This is a genomic window from Brevundimonas sp. NPDC092305 (genome assembly GCF_044755415.1).
GTDB lineage: Bacteria > Pseudomonadota > Alphaproteobacteria > Caulobacterales > Caulobacteraceae > Brevundimonas.
The window spans coordinates 217,519-235,647 of sequence record NZ_JBIVQY010000001.1 but is presented as its reverse complement, the minus strand read 5'-3'; the positions used below and the strand labels follow the sequence as shown (position 1 = coordinate 235,647).

The following is an 18,129-nucleotide window of genomic DNA, read 5'->3' as shown; positions in this document are numbered from 1 at the left end:
AGTCAGGATGTCAGATCAGATATCGAGGGGGCTTCCTATGCGCATAGCTTTCGTATCGTTGGTCGCGGCCATGATGGCCGTTAGCGCGGCTTCAGCACAATCGCCGGGCGCGCCGCCGCAGCGGATGTCCCCGCCGCCCCTTACCAACCCTATGGGCAACATCAATACGGAGATGGCGCGACAGCAGTCCTTCCGGGAAGACCAGACTGGCGCCGACTTGCGGGCCCGCCGTCAGCAACAGGAACGCGACCGGGTCTCTATGGAGCGCGCCGAACGACTGGCGGCTCTGGTCAATGCTGGCCGATGTGACGAGGCTCACCGGACCGCCTTGGCTGAGCAGGACACGGCTATGGCCCGGCGCATCGCTACGGTTTGTAGTGGCGGCGAATAAGGGGCGAACCCTCGAGCGTTGGCCTACACCGAGCCGATCGTCCGCAGCCGCGCCTTCGGATGCACCTCGTTCTGGCTCATGACCACCGTCTGGCCGCGGAAGCGTTCGATGATCGAGCGGACATATGGCCGGATCTGCGGGCCGGTCAGCAGCACGGCCGTTTCGCCGGACATGGCCGCGCGTTCGAACACGTCGCGGACGGCGCGGATGAAGTCCTGCAGTCGCGACGGCGCCATGGCCAGCTGCTTGTCCTCGCCCTGCCCGACAAGGCTCTCGGCGAAGGCCGATTCCCACTCCGGGGACAGGGTGACGATCGGCAGGGCGCCGTCCTCGCCCTTGTGCTGCCAGCACAGCTGACGGGCCAGACGGGCGCGGACATGTTCGACCAGCGTGGTCACCGACGTCGTATGCGGGGCGGCCTCGGCCAGACCTTCCAGAATCGCGCCCAGATCGCGGATCGACACCTTCTCGCGCAGCAGGGTCTGCAGCACCCGTTGCAGGGTCGTGACGGTGACCACCGACGGCACCAGTTCGTCGACCAGCTTCTTCTCTTCCGGCCCCAGTTCCTTCAGCAGCTTCTGCACCTCGGCATAGGACAGCAGCTCGGCCATGTTCTCCTTAAGGATCTCGGTCAGGTGCGTGGTCAGCACCGTCGACGGATCCACCAGCGTGTAGCCGCGGAAGGTCGCCTCCTCGCGCAGGCCGTCGTCGATCCAGGTCGCCGGCAGGCCGAAGGCGGGCTCGCGCACATGTTCGCCCGGCAGCTCGACCTGACGGCCGGCCGGGTCCATGGCCATCAGCCCGCCCAGACGCACCTCGCCCTGCCCGGCCTCCATCTCCTTGATCCGGATGGCGTAGGACTGGGTGCCCAGACGCATGTTGTCGAGGATGCGCACCGACGGCATGACGAAGCCGTACTCCTGCGCCAGCGACCGGCGCAGCGCGCGCACCTGATCGGTCAGGCGACGGCCCTCCAGATCGTTGATCAGCGACAGCAGGGAATAGCCCAGCTCGATCTTGACCTCGTCGATGGTCAGAGCGGTCGAGATCGGCTCCTCGACATCTTCCTTCGGCCCGCTGGCCGTCTGCGCCAGTTCGGCCTCGGTCGGCTTGGGCCGCAGCCGCTCGCGACCCAGCTTCCACGCCATGAAGGCTGCCCCGACCGACAGGGCCGCGAACGGGATCAGCGGCATGCCCGGAATCAGGCCGATCAGGGCCGAGGCCGCCGCGACGACGCCCAGGCTGACCGGGTTGGTGGCCAGCTGCGCCACCAACGCCTTGTCCGCCGTGCCCTCGACGCCCGCCTTCGACACCAGGAAGCCCGCGGCGATCGACACGATCAGGGCCGGGACCTGCGTCACCAGACCGTCGCCGACGGTCAACAGCACATAGGTGTTGGCCGCCTCGCCGACCGGCAGACCGTGCTGGATCACGCCGATCAGGATGCCGCCGATCACGTTGATGAAGGTGATGATCAGGCCCGCCACGGCGTCGCCGCGCACGAATTTGGACGCACCGTCCATGGCCCCGAAGAAGGTGGATTCCTGCTCCAGCTCCTTGCGACGGAGCTTGGCGGTGTCCTCGTCGATCAGGCCGGCGGACAGGTCCGCGTCGATCGCCATCTGCTTGCCCGGCATGGAGTCCAGGGTGAAGCGGGCGCTGACCTCGGCGATCCGGGTCGAGCCCTTGGTAATGACGACGAAGTTCACCACCAGCAGGATGGCGAAGATGATGATGCCGATGATGAAGCTGCCGCTCATCATCAGGGTGCCGAAGGCCTGGATCACCTGACCAGCGGCGTCGTGTCCCTCGTGGCCATGGCTCAGAATCAGGCGCGTCGACGCCAGGTTCAGGCCCAGACGATACAGGGTCGCGACCAGCAGGACGGTCGGGAAGATGGCGAAGTCCAGCGGGCGCTTCATCATCAGCGCCGTCATCAGGATCAGCACGCTGCCGGTGATCGAGATCGCCAGCAGCATGTCCAGCAGGAACGACGGGACCGGCACGATCAGCAGCAGAACGATGCCGATCACGCCGATCGCCATGAAGACTTCGCCGCGCGCCAGCCAGCCGCGCATGTCCGACGCGGTCGGCCGCGCCATGCCGTCCTTCATCAGGATCGGGGCGTCAGTCATGGCCCAGCGCCTTCAGAGACGCGCGGGTCGCCTCGGCGATGACGGCGTCATTCGCCTCCTCGCTGGTCGCGCGGGTCGCATGATAATAGGCGGCGACGACCACGGGCTTGCCCGCGGGCGGGTACAGGATGCCGATGTCGTTGGTCGGGCCATAGCCGCCGGTGCCGGTCTTGTGCGCCACGCGCCAGCCGGCAGGCACGCCGGCCTTCAGGCGGTTCGCGCCGGTCGGCGAGGCGAACATCCAGCCCAGCACCTTGTCCTTCGACGCCGCCGTAAGGGGCGAGTCCGTGTTCAGGAACAGGCGCTGCAGGTTCTTCACGGACTGCGCGGGCAGGATGGTGTCCTTGTCCCCGTCCAGACGGTTCATCTCGGGCTCGAACCGGTCGACGCGCGTCGTGTCGTCGCCCAGCGAGCGGTAGAAGTCCTGCATCGCACCCAGCCCGCCGCCGGCTTTCAGCAGCAGGTTGGCGCCGGGGTTGTCGCTGACCTCGACGATGGCCTGCATCAGGCGATCGACGCTGAGGCTCGACCCCACCGCCGGCTCGGTCACCGGAGCATGGTTAATCATGTCGGCCCGGGTAATCGGGACCATCCGGTCCGCCTGTTCCTGTCCCGCCTGAATGCGGATCAGGGTGGCGGCGGCCAGATACATCTTGAAGGTCGAGCAGTAGACGAAACGCTCGCCACCGCGCCACTCGACGCTGCGTCCTGTCGCGGTGTTCAGCGCCACGAAGCCCAACCGCCCGCCGTTACGCGCCTCGATGCCCGAAAAGTCGATCGGATCGGCGGCCACCGTCGGGCGCGCCGGCTGTTCGGCCGGCTTCGGCGGCGTTTGCGGCGAGCAGCCCATGACGCCCAAGGCGCCGAGGCTGGTCAGGACGCTTCTGCGGTCCAGTCCGGATGTCATGTTCAGGCCGCATATCCCGAGGCGGCGACGCCGGACTGCGGGGCCGGGATGCTGGTTCCCTCGTCGGCGTATTCGTTCAGCTTGTTACGCAGGGTGCGGATCGAGATGCCCAGAATGTTCGCCGCATGGGTTCGATTGCCCAGGCAGTGGTTCAGGGTGTCGAGGATCAGTGTCTTTTCCATCTGCGCCACCGTCTGGCCTACGTGGGCGCGGGTGACGACATCCGCGACATGAGCCGCCCGGCCGGCGAAGCCGGTGTCCGCCGCCGCCACGCCGTGCGAGCCCGCGCCCAGCGGCTGACCATCCGGCAGGCGGATGGCCTCGACGTCGATCTCGGGTCCTATCGCCAGCAGCACCGCGCGGTGCATCGCGTTTTCCAGCTCGCGCACGTTGCCGTTCCAGCGATGCGAGACCAGCGCGCGGCGGGCCTCGGCCGAGATCGGCCGCACCGGCACGCCGTTGGCGGCGGCGTATTTCTTGACGAAATGCTCGGCCAGCACGGCGATGTCTCCCGGCCGCTCGCGCAGGCTGGGCAGGCGCAGGTTCACGACGTTCAGGCGGTACAGCAGGTCTTCGCGGAACGAGCCTTCGGCCACCGACTTGGCCAGATCGCGGTTGGAGGTGGCGATGATGCGGATGTTGACCGGCACCGGCTTGTTGCCGCCGACGCGATCGATCACCCGTTCCTGAATGGCGCGCAGCAGCTTGGCCTGCAGGCGGACGTCCATTTCGGAGATTTCATCCAGCAGCAGGGTGCCGCCGTCGGCCTCCTCGAACTTGCCGATGCGGCGCGCCATTGCGCCGGTGAAGGCGCCCTTCTCGTGACCGAACAGCTCGGATTCCAGCAGGTTGTCGGGAATGGCGGCGCAATTGACGCTGATGAACGGACGGTCCGCGCGCTTGGAGCCCGCGTGCAGATAGCGCGCCATGACTTCCTTGCCGACGCCGCTTTCGCCGGTGATCAGGATCGAGGCCTCCGAACGCGCGACCTGATCGGCCAGCTGGATCACCGCCTTCATCGACGGATCGGCCGAGATCATCGGACGCTCGTCATCGGCGACCGCCGACAGCACCGCCGCGATCAGGTCCGCCTCCGGCGGCAGGGGGATGAATTCCTTTGCCCCCGCCCGGATGGCGTTGGCGGCGTCCGTGGCGTCGGCGTCGACCCCGCAGGCCACCACCGGCACGTGGATATGCTCGTTCTCGTTCGAGGCGATCAGGGCGGCGATGTCGACGCGATAGTCGACCATCAGCAGGTCCGCGCCCTGTCCCCGGCGCAGTTGCTCCGTCGCCTGATCGCCGCGCTCGACGTGATGCACCTTGGCGCCGTGCGCCATGGCCATCTTCACCGCCGTCGCCAGCTGTCCGCTGAGCCTGCCAACCACCAGAAGCCGCATGGGTCTTCTCCTCTAATCTCTTACAGACGGTCGCCGGTCAGGCGCCCTTGTCCTCGGTCTTGATGATTTCCGTCATGGTCACGCCCAGCCGGTCCTCGACGACGACGACCTCGCCGCGGGCGACCAGCCGGTTGTTGACGAAGATGTCGATCGCCTCGCCCACCTTGCGGTCCAGCTCCAGCACGCTGCCGCTCTGCAGCTTCAGCAACTGGGCCACCGTCATGTGCGACTTGCCCAGAACGGCCGAGATATTGACCGGCACGTCGAACACCGTGGCCAGATCACCGGCCGACTTCTCCCCGCCCTCGTCGCCCGGACCCGTCGGGTTGGAGTCCTGAAATTCCTCCAGAGCCATGGTGTCGGACATCAGACGGTCCCTTCGTTAAGCGGTTCGGCGTGGCCGGCCTCGGACGCGAGGGCGGATCGCAGGGCGTCGTTCATGCGAGTGAAGGCCTCGTCCGCATCGAAGGCGGCGCGGCCATCGGCCCACTCCAGCTGGAAGGCGGACAGGGGACGGTTCGGCTCCTCGCGGAAGGCGACCACGCCGGAAAAGCCGGCGTCGGCGCACAGCCGTTCGAGGCGAGCGCGGCTTTCGTCGGTCAGGTCGCTGGTCCGGATGACGAGCCGAGGCGAGGCGTCGATCTCCTGCCCCAGCGCTTCCAGCGCCGTGCGCAGCGGTCCCTCGGGAAAGCGTTCCAGCGCGGCGCCGGCGACGACACGCGCGGCGGTCAGGGCCAGTTCGGCGGACTGTTCGCGATGCTGATGCGCCACCTGCGTCAGTGTCGGGATGGCCGAAGCCACCGCCTGACTGATGGATGACAGAGCCATCGCCTGCACGCTCTCGATCTCGGCCAGGGTCGCCGCGCGGGTCTCGACGCGGGCCTCGGCCACCATCGCCTCGACCTCTCCGGGCGAGTAGGCGCGCTTCATCGGACGGAATTCGACCGACCGCACCACCCCTCCGGCGGCGTCGAACTCGGTGTCGAAGGCGAAAGGACGACTGTTCATCAGTAGATCAACTCGTCATCGCCGCCCTGGCCGACCAGCATGATCTCGCCCTTGGCGGCGAGGTCCTTGGCGACCTGGACCATGGCCATCTGCGACTGGTCGACGTCCTTCAGACGGACCGGGCCCATGCCCTCCATGTCCTCGCGCATGATCTTGGCTGCGCGCTCGGACATGTTGGAGAAGAACATTTCGCGCAGGCTCTCCGAAGCTCCCTTCAACGCCAGACCCAGCTGGTCCTTCTCGACCGCGCGCAACAGGGTTTGCACCCCGCCCGGATCCAGCTTGGACAGGTCCTCGAAGACGAACATCAGCGCCCGGATGCGTTCGGCCGATTCGCGGTTGCGCTCTTCCAGCGCGCCGATGAAGCGGGCCTCGGTCTGGCGGTCGAAGCTGTTGAAGATGTCCGCCATCATCTCGTGGCTGTCGCGCTTGGACGTGCGCGCCAGATTGGACATGAATTCGTTGCGCAGGGTCTGCTCGATCTTGTCCAGAATCTCGCGCTGGACCGGCTCCATGCGCAGCATCCGCTGCACGCATTCCAGCGCGAAGTCCTCGGGCAGGCTGGTCAGCACGCGGGCGGCGTGGTCCGACTTGATCTTGGACAGCACCACCGCGACCGTCTGCGGGTATTCGTTCTTCAGATAGTTGGCGAGCACGGCCTCGTTCACGTTGCCGAGCTTGTCCCACATGGTGCGACCCGCCGGACCACGGATCTCCTCCATCATGCCTTCGACGCGGTCGGACGGCAGGAAGGCGGCCAGCAGTTTCTGGGTCTGTTCGAAGCTGCCCATGACCGAGCCCGAGCCGCTCATGCCCGAAACGAACTCGACCATCACGTCCTCGACGACCTGCGAGGTCACCGTGCCCAGCGCGGCCATGGCCTGCGAGACTTCCTTGATTTCTTCCTCGTCCAGCCCCTGCCAGAGCTTGGCGTGGTCCTCGCCGAGCGAAAGCAGAATAACGGCGGCCTTTTCAGGCCCCGTCAGCTTCTTGGCGTCCTCAACCGCCGCCTTCTTGTTCAGCAGCCTCGCCATCAGCCTTCATGCACCCAGCTGCGCAGGATGGCGGTCGACTCGTCCGGATGCTTCTCGACGAACTCTGCGACCTTGCGGACCGAGGAGGCCTTCACCTGTCCCTCGATGCGGGCGATGTCGAGCCGCTGGTCCATCTCCGAAGGCGGCAGCATCAGGTTCGAGCCGCCCATGGGATCGGCGCCGGCGACCATGCTGGTCTGCAGATGCGTCACCGGTACGCCGCCGGCGCCGGCCAGCTGCGGCGACCCGCCGCCCGACGCCGTCTTCAGCAGCGGACGCAGCACGAAGAAGATCAGCAGGATGCCCGTGATCAGAAGCACCAGCAGCTCGACGCCGCGCATGATGTCGTTCTTGGTGAAGTCGAACAGCGACGACTTGGCTTCCTCGCCGCCGACCACCGAGGCGTCGCGATTGAAGCGCATGGCCGTCACCTGCACCGTGTCGCCCCGATCCGCATTGAAGCCGATGGCCGCCTTGACCAGCGCGTCGATCTTGGCGCGATCCTCTTCCGAAACGGGCGCATAGGTCGGCTCGCCATTGCCGCTGGCGGGCGGGGTGTATTTGCCGTCGACCACCACCGCCACGGCCAGCTTCTTGATCTCTCCGGCTTCCTTCACCGTGGTCGTGGTGGTGTTCGAGATCTCGTAGTTGGTCGTCTCTGTATTCTGGGTATCGCGCGAGCCCTGCGGCGTGGCGTTGGGCGCCTGGCCGCCGGGGATGTTGTTCGTCGCGGTCGCCCCACCGTCCGGCACGCTGGTCGTGTCGGAGCTTTCCGAGCCGTTGGTCGAGGTCGAGCGGACGACTTGCCCGTCCGGATCGAACTGCTGCTGCTGGGTGGTCTGGCGGCTGTGGTCGATTTCGGCGGTGACCTGCACGCGGGCCGCGCCCACGCCGACCACGCCCTCGACGATGTCCTTGATGCGAGCCTGCAGCTGGGCCTCGGTCTGGCCGCGCGCTTCCTCCGCCGAGGCGGCGCTGAAGCCGTCGCCGTCGGTGCCGGCCGCCAGCGTGCGGTTCGAGGTATCGGTCAGGGTGACCTTCTCGGGTTTCATGCCCGGCACCGAAGAGGCGATGACGTTGCGGATGGCCTGAACCTGCGCGCCCGACAGCTGTCCACCCGTGACGCCCACCACGACGGCGGCCGTCGGTTCGGCCGAGGCCGTCTGGAACAGCTGACGCTCGGGCATGGCGATCATGACCCGCGCGGAGTTGATGCCGCGCATCGACTGGATGGTCCGCGCCAGCTCGCCCTCAAGCGCCCGCTTGGCGTTCATGTTCTGCTGGAACTCGGTCTGGCCCAGCACCGACTGGTTGTCGAAGATTTCGTAGCCGACGCCGCCCGAGGTCACGAGCCCCTTGCCGGCCACCAGCATGCGCGCCTCGCCGACCTGATCGCGGCTGACGAAGATGGTCGAGCCGTCGCCGCGCGAGGAATATTTGATGCCCGCCTGATCCAGCGCGGCGGTGACTTCACCGGCCTCGCGCAGATCGAGGTTGGAATAGAGCAGGGCGTCGGGCGCCTCGCCGATACGCAGCATGACGGCGACCAGCACCGCCGCGACGCCGGCGGCTACGCCCAGCACCACGGTCAGACGACCGATCCCGAACCTCTGCAACGCCGCCGTAAAGCCGCCCACGCGTTCCCGCCCCAAAGCACGCGGGAACACTGAACCGGCCCGCTAGGCAGAAACTGCCGCCTGCGTGGTAAACGGGTCGTTAAGGAGCATCTTAAGAAGCGGACTTCAGGGCTTTAAAGCATGCCCATCGCGAGGAAGGCCCGCCCGGCTGCGAAGTCTCCGGCCTCGAACCGGGCCGTGGCCACGGTGCCGTCGCGGAACAGGAACTCGACCGCGAACGCCTCGCGCGGGTCCAGATGCTCAAGCCGCGTCGCCGCCTCGACCGGGAACCGCCACGCCTCGCCGGCGCGCCGCCCTTCGGCCAGAAGGGACAGGTCGGCGGAACGCTGGCCCGTCGACCAGACGCTGGTCCGCAGGCTTTCCGGCGCCGTTGCGTCGCGCGACAGCCACGGCCGCGGCGACCGGGCGCGATCGCGCATCACCAGTCGAGCCGCATAGGGCCGGGGCCTGCCGACGAACGACACCACCGCCGTCAGCTCCGACGCGGCGCCCTGTCCGGCATATCCAAACGAGACCGGCGAAGCGCCGACCACCGTATTCTGCACCAGCCGCCAGCTGGCGTTCTCGCGACCGGCCCGGTCCGCCAGCCACGACTTGTCCTGCCCGGGGAAGGTCATGCGCGACGTGCGCGACCAGCCCGAGAACGCCTGTTCCACCCGACCGCGCACCACCTGCAGGTCCGCGCTGTCGCAGGCCACGGACCGCGCCCGCGCGCGGGCGCGCGCCGCAGTCTGGCTGAGCGTCGCCATGCTGGCGCCCCCGCGCAGCTGGGCGCCGCGCGCCTGCGCCGTCGCCGCGTTCAGCGCCGAGGCCAGCTCGGGCCGGAACAGGTTGCAGCGCTGGTTGGCCGCCACCACGAAGGCGCGCTCGTAATAGGCGTCGGCGTTCGCCCACGACAGCGTCGGCGCGGCCAGCAGGCCGATCGCCAGCAACATTGCCTGGGTCTTTCGAAGCGTTGCGCCTATCCTCATGCGCATCACTCATAGCCGCGACCCGTTCCGGTCCGGTTTCCGAGCAGGGTTACTGATTTGCTTCTCTCCAGCGACCTGTGGGTCTCGGCCCTGATCCGCCGGGCGGAGCTCGGCGGCGCCTTCGCCACCGTCTCGCGCAAGGGCGACGCCCGCGGCGGCACTGTCATCGTCAAGGCCTTCGACACCTCCACCCGGCAGGCCCGCATCTATACTGAGGCCTTCGGTCCGGACGGCGAGCGTCTGTGGCTGCAACCTGTCGAGAACGACATGGAGAGCGAGCTCGACGCCTATATACAGCGCCAGATCGGCTACGACCCCGACCTGTGGGTGGTCGAGATCGAGGATCGGCAGGGCCGACACTTCATCACCGAGAAGGTCGCCGGCCAATCTGCGTCATCGGAGGGTTAACGGCCGCGCCGCCGGTCGTGAATCCTTAACGACGTTCGGGAACGGAACCTCAAGCGCCTCGCGATAGTGTCCATGACAACGGGCCGACATGAGCCCGCGTGATGGTGGGTGTTCGTCGATGCTGTTTCTTCTCAACGACGTCGTGTTCGATCTGGCCGAGACCTGCCCGGTCCCGGCTCATGACGCACGCCGTTTCGAGAAGCTGGGCTTCGACTATGTGATGGAGCTGGGCTGCCAGCTCTTCTCCGAAGACCCGATGCTGCACCAGAACGATCCGGAACGCGCCCGCCGTCTGGCCTGGCTGATCCATGATCGCTCGCCGGACGTGAACGCCGCCCTGTTCGCCGCGCCGGAGCCCGGTTGCAATCCCGATCTGGTCGAGCCGCAGTTCTGCGCCCTGCCCGCGCCGATCATGAAACAGCTGAAAACCCGCGCCTCTCGCGGCAAGCTGGACGCCGTCGCCGCCGACAAGGCCGTATGGATGCGCATGGCGGCCTGACCGCTCGCAGACTCTTGCCCATCGAACGATGACCACTCTAGGCTGTCTCCTCTCAGGAGGGCGCAGCCATGATCCATCGATTCTTCAGAACGGCTGCGGCCGCGCTCGTGGCGGCTGTCGTCCTTCCGGCGACGCCCGTGCTCGCCGAGTGGAAGCGGGCCGAGAGCCAAAACTTCGTCGTCTATTTCCAGTCCAATGAGACCGAGCTGCGCCGCTATGTGCGCAATCTCGAGTTCTACGACTATTTCCTGCGCCGCCAGCTGGGCTTCTCGGACGGCGCCCAGCCTCGCCGCAAACTGCCGATCTATCTGGTCAGAAACCTCTCCGGCCTGAGACAGGTGCGCGACAGCGGCCCCTACGTCCGCGGCACCTACTTCCCCGCCGGCGAGGATATCTTCGCCACCGCTATCCAGACCCGCGAGCAGGACTTCCTGCTGCACGAGTATTTCCACCACTTCAGCTTCCAGTTCGGCGCCGGCGCCGCCTATCCGCCATGGCTGATCGAGGGCGTCGCCGAATATTATATGACGGCCGAGCTGGGCGACGACACCGTCGTCATCGGCGGCGCCAACGAGGACCGGGTCAGCACCCTGTTCAACATCGAATGGCTGCCGCTCGAGGACCTGATCACCAAGCGGTACAATGAGCTGCCGGACGTCCGGAAGGCCAGCTATTATCCCGTCGCGTGGTTGATGACCCACTGGTTCTTCAGCACCCCCGAGCGTCGCGCCCAGCTCAATCAGTACCTCACTGCGATCCAGTCCGGAGAACCGCCGGCCGCGGCCATGGAACGCGCGACCGGCATGACGCTGGGCCAGCTTCGCGCGCGGCTCGCCGACTATCGCACGCTCAACCGCATGACCTACACCGTGCCGTTCGAGGATCCGCAGATCACCATCACCACCCTGCCCCGGTCCGCGGACGACCTGCTGCTGCTCGGGCAGAGGCTTAAGGTCGGGGTCACGGCGGAGCAACGAGCTCCTCTGGCCGCACAGATCCGGCGGCTGGCCGCCCGCCATCCCGACGATCCCTTCGCCATGCTCCAGCTCGGCCACGCCGAACTGCATTTCGGGAACGCCGAGGCCGGCGAGGCCGCCCTGACCCGCCTGCTGGAAATCCAGCCGGACAACGTCGAAGCCCTGCAATATATGGCCGCACGATATGTGCAGCTGGCCGAGGAGCGGCCGGACGAGCAGATCGCCCTGCTGCGCCGTGCGCGCGAATATCTGACCCGCGCCTACGCCGTCGATGAAAACGCCTACCGGACGCTGGAACTGCTGGCCCAGTCGCGTCAGGCGGCGCCGAACTATCCGAGCGAGAACGATCTGGTCACCTGGGACCGCGCCTTCGTGCTGGCGCCGCAACTGGCGGCCATCCGCCTCGGCTATTCCAGCGCCCTGATGCGGGCGGGCGAGTTCGATGAGGCTGTGCTCAAGCTGACGCCGCTGGCCAATGCGCCCCACGGCGGACCGGCTGCCGAGGCGGCCCAGACGCTGCTGGAGCGGGCGCGCCAGAACCTGCCGCCCCTTTCGGATGCGGAACTGGAAGCGGCGGCCGAAGGCTCTGAGGCGCCGCCCGAGCCCGGGCCGGGCGAGGGCGAGGGCGAGGGGTCAGCCCCTCCGCCCCAGCCGGCGACCTAGACCAGGGTGTTGAACACCAGGTGCACGGCGATCGCCGCGGCAGTGATCACCCCGAAGCCGGCGATCAGATAGAGGCAGGGATGAAGACTGCCCTCTGTACGGGGGGCGTCGGACCGATGGGGGTCGAGAAGGGCCATGACCGTTCCTTGTGTTTCCAAGGCGGCGCCCGATTGCGTGACCGGTCGTCTCGCCTGAAAGGACGATGACTCCAAAACCCCTTCTTGGCGAGGGGATATTCGCACGGGTGACTTTCGCGGGCTGAACCGCTAATCGCCGCCGCCATGTCGAAGCTCACCGTCGAACAGGAGGCCCTGCGCCGCAGGACCTTCGCCATCATCGCCCACCCCGATGCGGGCAAGACCACCCTGACCGAGCACATCCTGCTGGCGGGCGGCGCCATTCGCGCGGCCGGCGCGGTTCGGGCGCGGGGCGAGAACCGCCGCACCCGCTCGGACTGGATGAAGATCGAGAAGGAGCGCGGCATCTCCGTTTCCGCGTCGGTCATGACGTTCGAGCACGACGGCAAGATGTTCAACCTGCTCGACACCCCGGGCCACGAGGACTTCTCGGAAGACACCTACCGCACCCTGACCGCCGCGGACTGCGCCATCATGGTGCTGGACGCCGCCAAGGGCATCGAGCCGCAGACACTGAAGCTGTTCGAGGTCTGCCGCCTTCGCGACATCCCGATCATCACCTTCATCAACAAGCTGGACCGCGAGGCACAGGACCCGATGGCCCTGCTGGACGACATCGCCTCCCGCCTGCAGCTGGATCCCTCGCCCGTCTGGTGGCCCGCCGAAAGCGGCAACCGCCTGCGCGGCATGGCCGAGATCGGCACCGGGCGCTTTCAGCCCTACACCCGCAAGGTCGCCGGCTCCGATGAAGACCCGGATCATCCCGCCCCCTTGCCCCTGTCCGACGCCGCCGCCTTCTTCGAGGGCGCCGAGCATGCCGACATGAGCGACGCGCTTGAATTGGTCGAGGGCGGCTACAAGCCGTTTGACCATCAGGCCTTCCTCGAAGGGCACATGACGCCCGTGCTGTGGGGCTCGGCCCTGCGCCACTTCGGCATCGACGAACTGCTGAAGGCCATCGGCGACTGGGCCCCGCCGCCCAAGGTCATGAAGGCCCAGAAGGCTGCGCCGCCCGAGACCCGCAACGCGCCCGAACCGGTCGATCAGGTGGTCGAGCCGGGCTCGAACGAGGTCACCGGCTTCGTCTTCAAGGTCCAGGCCAACATGGATCCCAACCACCGCGACCGCATCGCCATGTTCCGCATGGCCTCTGGCAGCTTCAAGCGCGGCATGAAGCTGAAGGTCCAGAACACCGGCAAGTCGCTGTCGGTGAATGCCCCGATCATGTTCTTCGCCTCCGACCGGGAACTGGCCGAGGACGCCTTCGCCGGTGACGTGATCGGCATTCCGAACCACGGCGTCCTGCGCGTCGGCGACAGCCTGTCGGAAAGCGGCATGATCCGCTTCGCCGGCCTGCCCAACTTCGCGCCGGAAATCCTGCAGCGGGTTCGGGTCAAGGATCCGCTCAAGGCCAAGCACCTGAAAAAGGCCCTGGACGGTCTGGCCGAGGAAGGCGTCACCCAGCTGTTCCGCCCCGAACTGGGCTCTGACTTCATTGTCGGCGCCGTCGGCCAGCTGCAGTTCGAGGTCATGGCCGACCGTCTGGGCGAGGAATACGGGCTCGAGGTCATCTTCGAGGCCTCGCCCTACGCCGAGGCCCGCTGGATCAGCGGCGACAAGGCCGACATCGAGGACTTCATGGGCAAATACCGCGGCCAGATGGCCTCGGACATCGACAGCGACCCGGTGTTCCTGGCCAAGTCCAGCTGGGAGACGGGCTACGTGGGTGAACGCTTCCCGAAGGTGCGCTTCCTGAAGACCAAGGAACGCGGCTGAATCAGGTTTGGACGGATTTCGCTCTGGCGAACCGTCACGGAAAGTCGCTACCAAAGGTCTGTTCAACCTGAGGGCTTTGCGTGTTGCGTACCGTTCTGCTTGCCGGCGTTCTGGCGTCGATGTTCGCAACCCCGGCGCTCGCCGACTGGCGCAAGGCCGAGACACAGCATCTCGTCGTTTACGGCGACGGGTTCGAACGGGATTTGCGCGACTACGCGGTCCGGCTTGAGCGGTTCGACCATCTGCTGCGGACGCAGCTCTCTGTCCCGAACACGCCGGGCGAGATGAAGCTGCCGGTCTATCTGGTGTCCAGCCGACGAGAGCTCGAGCAGGTGAATGGAGGCCTCCCGACAAACGCGGCAGGCTTTTACAGCGCAAATTTCCGCGACGTTCGCGCCGTCGCGATCGCCGGAGAGTGGGACGCGGCGCTGTTCCACGAGTACGCGCACCATTTCATGCTGCGGAATGCACCGGGCTGGTACCCGTCGTGGCTCGTCGAGGGCTTTGCTGACTTCTTTATGACCGCAAGCCTGGACGAGCGCGGGCAGGCCGAGATCGGCAAGCCTGAGCGAGCCCGCATCATGGCCCTCCACAATGTTCGCTGGCTGCCGATGGAACGTGTCCTGTCGCCATGGTCGCCGTCCAACATTGGTCCGGATGACCGGCACGCCGCCTACGGACAGGCATGGCTGTTCACCCACTGGCTCATCACCAGCCCCGAGCGGTTCGGCCGGTTGAACGGCTATCTGCGCGACACCAGCGCGGGAATGAATGTCGCCGAGGCCGTGCAGGCCAACTTCGGCATGTCGACCGACCAGTTGGAACGCGCCCTAAAGACCTATCTGAACGCCGGCATCCGGCACGCGGAGATCACCATTCCGGGCGTCGCGCCGGACGTGACCGTGTCGAGCCTGCCCGACAGCGCAGACGACGCCCTGCTGCTCTACGTCAACCTCAGGGACGGGGCGCCGCGCGCCGAAGGGGCGACGCTGCTGACCCGGGCGCGAGCGCTCTCCGCCCGCCGGCCGAATGACCCCTTCACCCGCCTGACGCTGGCCCGGGCCGAAATCCTCTTCGGCGATCCCTCCGCCGGCGAAGCGGCGCTGACGCCCGACCTCGAAGCGAACCCAAACGACGTCGAGCGCCTGCTTCTGATCTCGGACGCCCGGATCACGGCCGGGGAGAAGTTCGAGGACCCAGCCGAGCGCGAACGCCTGTATCGGCAGGCCCGCGGCTTCCTGCAACGCGCCTATGCCGCTGATCCCAACGATCATCGGGTCTATCAGACCATCGCCCACAGCCGCCGGTTCTCACCCGACTATCCGACGGAGAACGATGTCGAGCTCTGGCGCCGCGCGGTGGCCATTGCACCGCAGATCGCATCCAACCGTCCGGTGGCGGCCGAAGCCCTGCTGAAACACGGGCGCTACGAGGAAGCCGACGCCATCATCCGACCGCTGGCCAGCAACCCTCATGGCGTCGAGACGCCGGATCGGCTCCAGCGAATTCTCGACGACATCGCCGCCCAGCGCAACGCCGCTTCGACAGCCCCGCCCACCTCCTGACGCACGACGGTCTTTCCCCTGTCGCGCGAGCGTGGTTTGGTAGGGATCGAACGACGCGGGGGCGTGTCGTGGAGACTTCTATGCTGTGGATGGCCCTCATGGCCGTGATGCTTGGGGACGCGCAGACCGCGCGGCCCGAGCCGCTGCCCTATGAGGAAACCGTCCGGTGCGCCGGCCTGACCCAGGCGGCCTCCGAACTGGAGGGCGGCGAAAGCGCCGAAGGACGGGCCCTGTCCGACGCGGCTCTGTACTGGTCCCTGACCGCCGCGCAGGCCGGCGTATCGGTTGGCCGGACGGCGACGATGGCCGAGGCGGACCAGACCCGCGCCCGCATCCGGGCCGTCCGTGAACTGACGGCCAACGACGAAGCCGCCCGCGCCAACCTGCAACGCTGCCGCGCCCGCACGCCGCATCTCGGTTGATCCACAGCAAAGTCGAACCACCCGGGCGGCCCCGCGTTTGCTTCCTCGGGAGCAGGGACGCATCTTCGTCCCCAACCGGGACGGAGTCGGCGCCCATGTTCGAGTTTGGTCGTGATCTGAGAAAGCTGTTCGAGCGGGCGCGCGAAAGCGACGACCTCGGCTGGCTTGAACTCGTCGCCGCCAACCTCGTCGAAACCGAAGCCCGGAGCCTGTCGATCGACGCCGGGCGGGTGTCCTGCGCCAAACCCTTCGATGGCTGGATGCGCGCCTCGACCCTGTGGCGCGAACACGCCCGCCGCACAGGCTTTCGCACCAGTCTGGACCGCGCGGCGGGCTCGGCGTCCGACGCCGGTCGTCACGCCTCCACGCCCGATCAGAGAGCCGCCGCTGCGCTCGAGGCGCTGGAACTCCGGCTGCTGACTTTCGACCTGTTCGGCGGTCCGGAGCGGCTACGCACCGCCGAGATCGATCTGTCGGGAATCGAACCGCAGCGGCAGCCCACGCGGGCATGGGCGGGTTCGCTCAAGGGCCGGTTGACCGCGCGTCAGGCCCGCCTGAACGGCGACCCCGCCGCCCTACGCGACGCTGCGGCCGTCCTTGATGACGCTGTCGCCCATTCGCGCGGACTGTCCCGGACCATGGTCAGCGACCTGCGGCTGGAACGGGCGGCGCTGTCGCTCGAGATCGGCCTCATGCATCGGGACGTCGCCCTGCTCGATCGCGCCGGCCGCGACCTGCGCGCGATGGTCGAGGACGCCGCGCCTGAGCAACGTCCCCTGACCCGCGCCCGCGCCCTGACGCTGGCCGCCGCCGGTCTCAGCGCGCTCGCCACGCTCGCCGGAGACGATGGCGCCGTGCTGAACGGCCGCGCCCTGTTCGACGCCGCCGCAGACCAGTTCACCCCGGACCACAGCCCGCTCGACTGGGTCGCGATCCAGCTTGCCCGCGCCGAGGACGGCCACACGGCCCTGTCCGTCATGATCCAGAGCGAGGCCCTGACCCTCGAGTCCGGCCTGATCCTCGGCGCGCTCGCCCGCGAACGGCGCACCAGCATCGAGGTCGCGCTCGCCGAGGCGACCCGCGACATCCAGGGTCTGGCCACCCTCGCCGTCATGATCAAGGCGCGCCTGCTGCATCCGTCGATCGCACCGATCGACTGGGCCGGCGAGCAGATCGGCCTGATCCGCATCGCCCGCGCCCGCGCCCGCCTGACCGGCGTCGAGCCGGCCGCGATCGGACTGATGGCCGCCGAGGCCGCCCTGACCGCACGCGAGCAGGGCGCGATCCTGCTGGCGGAAAAAGCCGAGAGCGCCGTTCTGGAACAGCACGCCTCCGCTTGAGGCCCTAGCCGCCCAGAGCCACGAACGCGCCGTTGGCGAAGCACGACTTGCCATAGGCCAACGGCTTGCCGTCCTCGGCGAGGACGCGACCGCCTGCGGCCTCAAGCACCGCCTGCCCGGCCGCCGTGTCCCACTCCGAGGTCGGTCCCGAGCGCGGATAGGCGTCGAACCGCCCCTCGGCGATCAGGCAAAACTTCAGCGACGAGTCCGTCCCCTGCCACTGCACGCAGCCGTGCCGTGAGGCCAGTCGTCTGGCCTCCTCGTCGCTCATGCTGTGGCTCAGCAGGGCGGTGGGCGCATCCGGCCGCTGACGCACCCGGATCGTCTGCCAGCTCTCGCCAAACCGACGGCGCTCGGCGCCCTTGCCCGGCGCGACGCTCCGCCAGGTCGTCGCCGTCGCCGGGGCCACGACCACTCCCGCCACCGGCGCGCCGTCATGGATAAGGGCGATGTTGACGGTGTAGCTCTCGCGCCCCTCGACGAAGCCGCGCGTGCCGTCCAGCGGATCGATCAGCCAGAACCAGTCCGCCGCCTGGGCTGGCAACCCGTCCGCCGAGGCCGCCTCTTCCGCCACCGCCTGAATGTCGGGATACGCCGCCGCCAGTCGCTCGAGGATCAGCGCCTCCGCCTCGCGGTCCGCCTGCGTCACCGGACTGTCGTCGCCCTTGCGCTCGGCCACCACGCCCGAGCGCCAGTAGGGCAGGATCACCCGCGCCGCGTCCTCGGCGATGTCTGCCAGAGCTTCGGTCAGGGCGCCCGAGGCGAGGTCGGCGGTCAGTCTGTTGCTCATCCGGGTGCGGATAGACCATCCGCACGGTTTCACGAACCGGCAAATCAGGTCACCGTTAACCCGCGCATCGAC

General features: G+C 67.7%; 17 protein-coding genes. 7 read left to right on the top strand and 10 right to left on the bottom strand.

From position 1 onward, the window contains the following. Positions 1-414: 414 nt before the first annotated feature. The 8 genes from flhA to ACIQC9_RS00985 form a co-directional block, all read right to left on the bottom strand. Positions 415-2,505, bottom strand: a complete 2,091-nt coding sequence (gene flhA, locus ACIQC9_RS01020) for a flagellar biosynthesis protein FlhA (RefSeq protein WP_400615327.1) — start codon at positions 2,503-2,505, stop codon at positions 415-417. 13 nt (positions 2,506-2,518) lie between these two features. Further along, positions 2,519-3,433, bottom strand: coding sequence for a class A beta-lactamase (bla, locus tag ACIQC9_RS01015; RefSeq protein ID WP_400611756.1), 915 nt, complete (start codon positions 3,431-3,433; stop codon positions 2,519-2,521). A gap of 2 nt (positions 3,434-3,435) precedes the next feature. After that, positions 3,436-4,830 (bottom strand): sigma-54-dependent transcriptional regulator, encoded by a 1,395-nt coding sequence (locus ACIQC9_RS01010; RefSeq protein WP_400611755.1) that lies wholly within the window; start codon positions 4,828-4,830, stop codon positions 3,436-3,438. Between the two features lie 37 nt (positions 4,831-4,867). Further along, the gene (gene fliN, locus ACIQC9_RS01005) at positions 4,868-5,185 is read right to left on the bottom strand and encodes a flagellar motor switch protein FliN (protein WP_400615325.1); all 318 of its coding nucleotides are present in this window, start codon (positions 5,183-5,185) and stop codon (positions 4,868-4,870) included. A gap of 11 nt (positions 5,186-5,196) precedes the next feature. Continuing rightward, complete coding sequence (locus tag ACIQC9_RS01000) at positions 5,197-5,838, bottom strand: flagellar assembly protein FlbE (RefSeq protein ID WP_400611754.1); 642 nt, start codon at positions 5,836-5,838, stop codon at positions 5,197-5,199. Continuing rightward, positions 5,838-6,872: a flagellar motor switch protein FliG gene (fliG, locus tag ACIQC9_RS00995; protein ID WP_400611753.1), complete on the bottom strand. Its 1,035-nt coding sequence runs from the start codon at positions 6,870-6,872 to the stop codon at positions 5,838-5,840. Before fliG ends, ACIQC9_RS01000 begins: the two co-directional genes overlap by 1 nt. Next, the gene (gene fliF / locus ACIQC9_RS00990) at positions 6,872-8,509 is read right to left on the bottom strand and encodes a flagellar basal-body MS-ring/collar protein FliF (protein WP_400611752.1); all 1,638 of its coding nucleotides are present in this window, start codon (positions 8,507-8,509) and stop codon (positions 6,872-6,874) included. The genes fliG and fliF overlap by 1 nt, the downstream gene beginning before the upstream one ends. Before the next feature lie 113 nt (positions 8,510-8,622). Next, positions 8,623-9,480: a hypothetical protein gene (locus tag ACIQC9_RS00985; protein ID WP_400611751.1), complete on the bottom strand. Its 858-nt coding sequence runs from the start codon at positions 9,478-9,480 to the stop codon at positions 8,623-8,625. A 57-nt stretch (positions 9,481-9,537) separates the two neighbouring features. Between ACIQC9_RS00985 and ACIQC9_RS00980 the strand changes: the two genes are divergently transcribed. The 3 genes from ACIQC9_RS00980 to ACIQC9_RS00970 all read left to right on the top strand — a co-directional run bounded on the left by ACIQC9_RS00980 (position 9,538) and on the right by ACIQC9_RS00970 (position 12,027). Continuing rightward, on the top strand, positions 9,538-9,888 hold the full coding sequence (locus ACIQC9_RS00980; protein ID WP_400611750.1) for a DUF1491 family protein: 351 nt from the start codon (positions 9,538-9,540) through the stop codon (positions 9,886-9,888). 118 nt (positions 9,889-10,006) lie between these two features. After that, positions 10,007-10,387, top strand: coding sequence for a hypothetical protein (locus ACIQC9_RS00975; RefSeq protein ID WP_400611749.1), 381 nt, complete (start codon positions 10,007-10,009; stop codon positions 10,385-10,387). 68 nt (positions 10,388-10,455) lie between these two features. Continuing rightward, positions 10,456-12,027 (top strand): hypothetical protein, encoded by a 1,572-nt coding sequence (locus ACIQC9_RS00970; RefSeq protein WP_400611748.1) that lies wholly within the window; start codon positions 10,456-10,458, stop codon positions 12,025-12,027. Here ACIQC9_RS00970 and ACIQC9_RS00965 read toward each other — a convergent pair. Beyond that, positions 12,024-12,164: a hypothetical protein gene (locus ACIQC9_RS00965; RefSeq protein ID WP_400611747.1), complete on the bottom strand. Its 141-nt coding sequence runs from the start codon at positions 12,162-12,164 to the stop codon at positions 12,024-12,026. The two genes, ACIQC9_RS00970 and ACIQC9_RS00965, sit on opposite strands and share 4 nt — an antisense overlap. 144 nt (positions 12,165-12,308) lie before the next feature. On the opposite strand from ACIQC9_RS00965, the gene ACIQC9_RS00960 reads away from it, so the two are divergent. From ACIQC9_RS00960 to ACIQC9_RS00945, 4 genes are all read left to right on the top strand, one after another. After that, positions 12,309-13,940: a peptide chain release factor 3 gene (locus ACIQC9_RS00960; protein WP_400611746.1), complete on the top strand. Its 1,632-nt coding sequence runs from the start codon at positions 12,309-12,311 to the stop codon at positions 13,938-13,940. A gap of 83 nt (positions 13,941-14,023) precedes the next feature. Then, a complete protein-coding gene (locus ACIQC9_RS00955) occupies positions 14,024-15,505 on the top strand; it encodes a DUF1570 domain-containing protein (RefSeq protein ID WP_400611745.1) in 1,482 nt (493 codons plus the stop codon). A gap of 80 nt (positions 15,506-15,585) precedes the next feature. Further along, positions 15,586-15,927: a hypothetical protein gene (locus ACIQC9_RS00950; protein WP_400611744.1), complete on the top strand. Its 342-nt coding sequence runs from the start codon at positions 15,586-15,588 to the stop codon at positions 15,925-15,927. A 95-nt stretch (positions 15,928-16,022) separates the two neighbouring features. Further along, on the top strand, positions 16,023-17,267 hold the full coding sequence (locus tag ACIQC9_RS00945) for a hypothetical protein (RefSeq protein ID WP_400611743.1): 1,245 nt from the start codon (positions 16,023-16,025) through the stop codon (positions 17,265-17,267). Between the two features lie 4 nt (positions 17,268-17,271). Here ACIQC9_RS00945 and cysQ read toward each other — a convergent pair whose 3' ends face one another. Next, the gene (gene cysQ, locus ACIQC9_RS00940; RefSeq protein ID WP_400611741.1) at positions 17,272-18,057 is read right to left on the bottom strand and encodes a 3'(2'),5'-bisphosphate nucleotidase CysQ; all 786 of its coding nucleotides are present in this window, start codon (positions 18,055-18,057) and stop codon (positions 17,272-17,274) included. Positions 18,058-18,129: the final 72 nt, after the last annotated feature.